Origin of the sequence: Selenomonas sp. (assembly GCF_052169755.1) — a bacterium.
GTDB lineage: Bacteria > Bacillota > Negativicutes > Selenomonadales > Selenomonadaceae > Selenomonas.
The window spans coordinates 1-7,184 of the sequence record NZ_JBQNBV010000105.1; the positions used below are offsets into that span (position 1 = coordinate 1).

The window sequence follows — 7,184 nt, forward strand, 5'->3', positions numbered from 1 at the left end:
CGAAGCGGAAGCCATCATGCTCGAAGAGATCAAAGCGCATGTGGCAAAGCTCCCTGCCGATGACAAAATCATGCTCAAGGTCACAATCCCGACAAAGGAAAACCTCTATGAAGAACTCATGAAGGATCCTCACGTCGTGCGCATCGTCGCTCTGAGCGGCGGCTATCCGCAGAATGAAGCCAACGAAAAACTTGCCAAGAATCGCGGTCTCATCGCCAGCTTCTCACGCGCACTCGCTCAAGATCTGCGCGCCGGACAAAGCGACGCCGAATTCGACAAGACTCTAAAGACTGCCATCGACGGCATCTACAAAGCCTCCATCACCTAAACAGCAAATAAGCCAGACAAATGCACGCCCGGGGAAACGCAAGATGCGAGATATTGTATTTACATCTTGCGTTTCCCCGTACTTTGTGATAAAATGCTTTTGTTGTCTATGGCGCAATATTTACTGCGCCGCGAAGGAGGTGTACCCTATGGCAAGTGTTTGCGAAATCTGTGCAAAGGGCGAAATGTCCGGCATGAATGTCAGCCATTCGCATCTGAAAACGAAGCGCAAGTGGAAGCCGAATATTCAGCGTGTACGTGCGATCGTCGATGGTGAGACGAAGCATGTCAACGTCTGCACGCGCTGCCTGCGTTCCGGCAAAGTGGAACGCGCCATCTGATTTATTCGTGCACAGAATCAGAACTGATATATCATAAAACAAGCCGCTGAATCGAAAGATTCAACGGCTTGTTTTATGATATCAGCAAATCCTTATGCAGATACGATTCAATAAGAAAAATTCTGCCCTTCCGAAGCGACGCAGTCAATTTCAATCAAGGCATCCTTCGGCAACCTTGCCACTTCGACGCAGACACGAGCCGGCGGGCAGGAAGTGAAATACTTTGCATACACCGTATTCATCGCCGCGAAATCCTCGATATTTTTCAGATAAACCGTCGTTTTTATGACATCCTCCAGCGAGCATTCATCCGCTTCAAGAACCGCCTTGAGATTTTCAAGCACGCGCTCTGTCTGCTCGGCAATACCGCCCGCGACAAGCTCGCCCGTCGCGGGATCGAGCGGAATCTGCCCTGAGGCGAAGATGAAGCCGCCCGAAGTACGGATTCCCTGCGAATATGGACCGATTGCTTTCGGCGCACGATCCGTGACAATTTTCTTTTTCATTGTACAAACACTCCCCTCTTTTTCTTCTCAAACCAGCGCAAGCACATACCGCGCCTCACTCCTCCACTTGCAGATCAGGACGCAGTGCAATGGCGCCGCCCAGATAGATATGACGAATCTCGCTCTGCGGCTTGTCCGTATCGACGAGCAAAAGTGCGCGTATGCAGCGCGGCAAAGCGTTCTCGATGTCCGGCTCAAGCGTATCGAAAAGCGGCACCGTATCGAATCCCTTCAAAAACCTTGCGCCCGCCGCCGGAAAAGCCGCCTTGAGATCGGGTGTTATCGAAAAAATCACCGCACCGATATCTGCCGGCGCAATCTTATTCGTGCGGCACATCCCCATAACCATAAGCTTTACCGCTTGAAATATATCGTCTTTCGTATCCTTTTCTACCGTGATCGCACCCCTGATTCCACGCATGGGAAACCCTCCTATCCTACCTCTGAATCCCAAAGAAACGCGCATCCTGTGCGTTTCCATACATCCCTTCAATGCCCGCGCAATATGCTCCACAGCAAACGAAACGAGAGCACGATGGCTGCCAAGTACCCCAAGACGCCCAAAAAAGGAATCTCCATGATCTTCGGCGTCATCTGCGTCGTACATATCGTGCTTGAGCCGAGGAGAAGCGCCGCGCTCAAAAGCGCAATGATGAGCTTGTTGATCATCTTGTTGAGCCTCACAAGCGGCTCATCCGCACCCGTCAGATCAAGATTGACCTTCGTCTGTCCGCTCAGCGTCATCTTCAGAATATCTGAAATCTGCTCGGGCAGCTGCAAAGACTTTCGCATGAGGATATACCCCTCGCGCTTTGCCCTGGCGGCTTCCGCACGCCAGTCAAAGTCCTTCGTAAAGTTCAGCTCCATACTGCGTGCAAAAATCTCAACGAAGCTGACCTCAGGGCAAATCATGCGCATGACGCCCTCGATCGTCATGACGCCGCGGCAGAACATGCTGATGCCCGGCGCAATCGCGATGTGATGAGCGCGCAGCACATTCATGATCTGGCGCGAGAGCACGCCCATCTTCAGTGAGCGAAAATCGAGATCGCCATACTGCGCCATGAGCGCGTCGATATCCTGATATAAGAGTGCATGATCAATGCGCTCCTGCGGCACGCCAAGCGAGAGAACAGCCGCCTTCATCTCAAAGACGTCGTGCTGCGCCAAGGCAAAGACCGCCTTGCGAATCGCCGTGCGGTCTTTGTTCGAAAGACGCCCCATCATGCCGAGATCGAGCCAGACAATCTTACCGCTGCGCACCCATATATTCCCCGGATGCGGATCGGCGTGAAAGTAGCCGTCCTCTACGATCTGCTTGACATAATTTTCACCGAGCCGTTCGCCGATGCGGCGCATATCGACGCCTGCCGCCTTAAGCTCTGCGGCGTCATCGACCTGTATGCCGTCTATAAACTCCATGACGAGCACATGCGGCGTCGTCAAATGACGATAGACCTTCGGGCAGCTCACGAAGTCCGCATCCATATTCGCATGGCGAAACTCCTCGATATGGTTCGCCTCCATGACGAAATCCATTTCCTGCTTGGCAATCGCCCAAAGCTCGTCAAGCACCATACTGAAATCCACAACATCCTGCACGGGCCCCAAAATCTTTAAGATGCCCGCCGCACGCTTCAACAGCACGATATCCTTGCTCATGACATCATGCACGCCGGGACGCTGCACCTTGACGACGACCTTCTCACCGTCAAGCAGCACGGCGCGATGCACCTGCGCGATAGACGCCGAGCCAAGCGCCTCCTCGTCCATAGAGCGGAAAATACGCGTCCAACGGCGCTGGTACTCCTGCTCAATGACTTCCTCAATGACAGAAAAAGGCAGCGGATTCGCCTCCGTCTGCAGCTTCATGAGTTCGTCACAATACTCCTGCGGCAGAAAATCCGGACGCATACTCATGATCTGCCCGAGCTTCACGAAGGTCGGACCGAGATCCTCAAGAATCAGGCGCAGCTTCTCAGGCGTTATGCCGCGCACGATATCGCGCGTACGCAGGACGTTGACCATCTCGCGCAGACGCTTCGCCGATCCCTTATCCTCTTGGCTCACCGCTTCGCGAAAAGCCTGTGCGAACATCGCATCCCCTCCTGCCCTAGAAGGAAAATTTCACCATCAGCCCTTCCTGCCGTACTTTTCGTCCAACTGCTGACGCACGGTCTCGTTTTCCAAGAATTCATCGTATGTCGTCACGCGGTCAACGACGCCCTCGGGCGTGATGTCGATGATGCGATTCGCAATCGTCTGGATGAACTCATGGTCGTGCGAGACAAAAAGCTCCGTGCCCGAAAACGCAATCAAGCCGTCGTTCAGCGCTGTGATGGACTCCAAATCCAGATGATTCGTCGGCTCATCCAAGAGCAGCACATTCGCGCCCGAAAGCATCATGCGTGAAAGCATACAGCGCACGCGCTCGCCGCCCGAAATCACCTTTGCTTTCTTCTGGCTCTCCTCGCCGGAAAAGAGCATACGCCCCAAAAAGCCGCGCACAAACGATTCATCGGGATCGCGCGAATACTGACGCAGCCAATCGACGAGGTTCAAGTCGACGTCATCAAAGAAGGCGTTGTTGTCCTTCGGCAGATATGCCTGCGTCGTCGTCACGCCCCATTTGAACGTGCCGGAATCCGCTTCCATATTGCCCATGAGGATTTCAAAGAGCGCCGTCTTTCCCACGGAATTCGGTCCGACAAAAGCGACCTTATCGCCCTTCTTGAGCGTGAAACTCACATTGTTCAGCACCTTCTCCCCGTCGATCGTCTTTGTCAGACCGCTGACCTGCAGCAGCTGGTCGCCCGCCTCACGGTCGGGCGTAAAGGCGATGTAGGGATAGCGGCGCGAGGACGGACGAATGTCATCGAGCGTGATTTTTTCGAGCAGCTTTTTGCGCGAAGTCGCCTGTTTCGATTTCGAAGCATTGGCGCTGAAACGCTGAATGAACGTCTGCAGCTCCTTGATCTTCTCCTCTTTCTTCTTATTCTGATCCTTCGCCATCTGCAAGGCGAGCTGGCTTGACTTGAGCCAGAAATCATAGTTGCCCGCATAGATCTGAATCGCACCGAAATCCACATCGGCGATATATGTGCAGACCTGATTCAGGAAGTGGCGATCATGCGAAACGACAATGACCGTATTGGGGAAATCGTCGAGGAACGCTTCAAGCCAGTTGATCGAATCGATATCAAGATGGTTCGTCGGCTCATCCAGAAGCAGAATATCAGGATTGCCAAAAAGAGCCTGCGCCAAAAGGACGCGCACCTTTTCCTTATCCGTGAGATCCGCCATCTTCTTGTGATGCTTCGACGGCTCAATGCCGAGACCATTCAACAGGCGTTCCGCTTCCGGCTCCGCATCCCAGCCATTCATATCGGCAAACTCTGCTTCCAGCTCCGAAGCACGCATCCCATCGGCATCAGAAAAATCTTCTTTTTGATAAAGCGCGTCCTTCTCGTCCATGATCGCGACGAGACGTTCATGCCCGAGCATGACCGTACGCAGCACCTCAACGTCGTCGAACGCATAGTGATCCTGCTTGAGCACGGCGAGACGCTCACCCGGCGTGATGTCTACCGAGCCTTTCGACGGCTCAATGTCGCCCGCAAGGACGCGCAGAAACGTCGACTTGCCCGCGCCGTTCGCGCCGATGACGCCGTAACAATTTCCCGGCGTGAACTTGATGCTTACATCCTTGAACAAGACGCGCTTGCCAAACTGCAGCGTCAATCCGCTTGTACTAATCATAAAATCTGATCCTCAACCTTCTCATGCTGTATTTCTTCTCCTGCGGCTCTGTCATGTTTTCATCTGCATCAAGAAATGGTCTCATTGACGCAGGATGTCACGGAAAAGCTGCAGGATACTCTGCCCGTATGTATGCCCGGGGACGGCCCAACGTCCGTTGAGATCCGTCCACGTGTCAAGCGTGCGTGCGCCATACGTCGAACGGACGAGATCATAGCGCGGATCGACGAGCGGCGACGTCGGACGACGCGTCGAAGCATACGCCAAAAGGTGCTGGATATGCGCACGCACGCCAAGCTCCGACGAGGCGAAATAGGCGCCCTTGACCGTCGCACTTGTCGTGCCCAAGCCGCAGTAGTTGTTCTGATCGGGCGTGACCGTACCGCCGTAACGGAAGAAGCCCGTCTCCTTCAGCGCCTGTGCAAAAGCCACATCCGGGCGCACGCCCTCACGCGCACCTTCCTTATAATAATACGAGACAAGCACTTCCGGCGAAACGGAAATGTTCGGATGCGGATTATTGCTCAGAAGATACTCCACACATTGTCTTTGCGTCGCCATCGCCGTGCCTAGGATAGCATCCGCCGTACGCGGCGCTGCCGTATACTCGCTCGGCAGACGATCCGCCGGCTTCTTCGGCGCAGGCGGATTCAGGATGCGCTGAATCCGCTCGGAAAGCGGCTGCTGTTCCTGCGCGTCCTGTACATGCACCGGCATCTCCTTCGACGTTCCCTGCTCGACGCCCTGGCGCATTTCCACTTTCGTTTCCACCTGCGGATCATGCAGACGCTTGGCGTCCGCCGCCGATGGAAGCGAAAAAGCAAATGCCCCGAGCACGAATGCCGTCAAAACGGCTCTGCCTCGAAAAGACCTTTTGAAACTCAATGAAATTCCCCCTAGAAATCATGGCGTGCCATACGCAAAATACAGCGAGAAACACCCCGCCAAGAAAAACAAGACCGGATGAACCTTCTTCCCTCGTCCCGAAAAGACCTCCAAGAAAACATAGAGAATCAGACCTGCACCCAAGCCCGTCGAAAGACTGAACGAAAGCGGCGTTATGAGAAGCACGGCGAAGAAGGATGCGTGCTCCGACGGCTCACGCCAATCGAGCCGCAGCCCCTTGAGCAGCAGGCAGCCGGAAAACACGAGGAGCGGTGCGAGAATAGCCGAAAAATCAAGAACAGCCGCCGCCACAGGCTCCACGAAAAGCACGAAAAGTAAACAGAGCGCCGCTGCACATGCCGCAAGAGGCGTACGCGCACCGACGGCGCGCGCCGCCGCCGACTCCTTTGCCAAAGCGAGAGGACCCGCACCGAAAAGAGCCGCTGCAGCATTGCCTGCAGCAAGCACAGCAAACGTACGCTTTTCTGCAAGGCTGCATGGCTCCCCCCGCTCCCCCAACGCAGCAAAAACACCAAGCGTATCAAAGAAGAGAACGAGCCAAAGCGCCAAAACGACGCCCGAAAGCTCCCAAACGTGCGCGAAGTCGAGCGCCAGAGACACTCGGTCAAGCCCCTCAGGCAGCAGGAACGGCGCATCCGGCACGACGAGAAATCCTTCAAAAAGAGCCAGCGCCGCCGCCGCAAAAGCACCCCAGAACGCCGCCGCATGAACCCCCATCGCCCAAAGCGCGAGCGATACGGCAAGACCTGCAAGCGCTACAAAAGCCATCGGCTCAGAAAGGTTCCCGAGCATCGTCACCGCAAGCGGCGAACCGACAACAAGCTTTCCCATCTGAAGCCCCATGAACACGACGAGCAGTCCCATGCCGCCGCGCACTGCCTGCACGATCACATCCGGCACCGCACCTGCAAGAATGCGGCGAAGCGGCGTGAGCGCCGTCAGCAAAAAAAGAAGCGAAGCGGTGAAAGAAACCGCCAAAGCCGCCTGCCACGACACCCCCAGAGGATAGACGACGCCATAGACGAGCCAGACATTGACGCCGAGCGCCGGCGCTGCCGCAAGCGGCTGACGCGCCCAAAGCCCCAAGAAAAACGTCGCCAAAAACGCAGAGATGAGCGCCGCCGCATAAGCCCCGACAAAGGGCGCTCCCGCCTTCGCCCAAAGCGCAGGCACAACGGCACAAGAAACAAGGAGCGAAAGCGCCGTAAGAGCGCCGCCCAAAAACTCCCGCCGCCATGAACCGCGCATATTCTCCCCTAAAGGAAAAGAAAAAATCTCAGCCCATCCTCCCCTCACCAAAACAACCTATTTTATATTTTACCATGAAACTCCAAGAGGTCAAGCC

The 7,184-nt window shown here is 55.2% G+C and carries 7 protein-coding genes and 1 pseudogene; 2 read left to right on the forward strand and 6 right to left on the reverse strand.

All coding sequences use genetic code 11. The features are described 5' to 3' along the window. A pseudogene (locus ACTTKG_RS07885) lies at positions 1-328 on the forward strand (fructose bisphosphate aldolase); the annotation flags it as partial. 148 nt (positions 329-476) lie between these two features. Then, positions 477-668: a 50S ribosomal protein L28 gene (rpmB, locus tag ACTTKG_RS07890; protein WP_442673674.1), complete on the forward strand. Its 192-nt coding sequence runs from the start codon at positions 477-479 to the stop codon at positions 666-668. A gap of 107 nt (positions 669-775) precedes the next feature. On the opposite strand, the gene ACTTKG_RS07895 is transcribed toward rpmB, so the two are convergent. From ACTTKG_RS07895 to ACTTKG_RS07920, 6 genes are all read right to left on the reverse strand, one after another. Beyond that, complete coding sequence (locus tag ACTTKG_RS07895) at positions 776-1,174, reverse strand: RidA family protein (RefSeq protein ID WP_442673675.1); 399 nt, start codon at positions 1,172-1,174, stop codon at positions 776-778. A gap of 55 nt (positions 1,175-1,229) precedes the next feature. Then, on the reverse strand, positions 1,230-1,595 hold the full coding sequence (aroH, locus tag ACTTKG_RS07900; protein WP_442673676.1) for a chorismate mutase: 366 nt from the start codon (positions 1,593-1,595) through the stop codon (positions 1,230-1,232). 68 nt (positions 1,596-1,663) lie between these two features. After that, positions 1,664-3,271: an ABC1 kinase family protein gene (locus ACTTKG_RS07905; RefSeq protein ID WP_442673677.1), complete on the reverse strand. Its 1,608-nt coding sequence runs from the start codon at positions 3,269-3,271 to the stop codon at positions 1,664-1,666. Between the two features lie 36 nt (positions 3,272-3,307). Next, complete coding sequence (locus ACTTKG_RS07910) at positions 3,308-4,933, reverse strand: ABC-F family ATP-binding cassette domain-containing protein (protein ID WP_442673678.1); 1,626 nt, start codon at positions 4,931-4,933, stop codon at positions 3,308-3,310. An 81-nt stretch (positions 4,934-5,014) separates the two neighbouring features. Next, entirely contained in the window at positions 5,015-5,818 is an 804-nt protein-coding gene (locus ACTTKG_RS07915; RefSeq protein WP_442673679.1) for a glucosaminidase domain-containing protein, read from the reverse strand. Between the two features lie 18 nt (positions 5,819-5,836). Next, a complete protein-coding gene (locus tag ACTTKG_RS07920; protein WP_442673680.1) occupies positions 5,837-7,087 on the reverse strand; it encodes an NCS2 family permease in 1,251 nt (416 codons plus the stop codon). Positions 7,088-7,184: the final 97 nt, after the last annotated feature.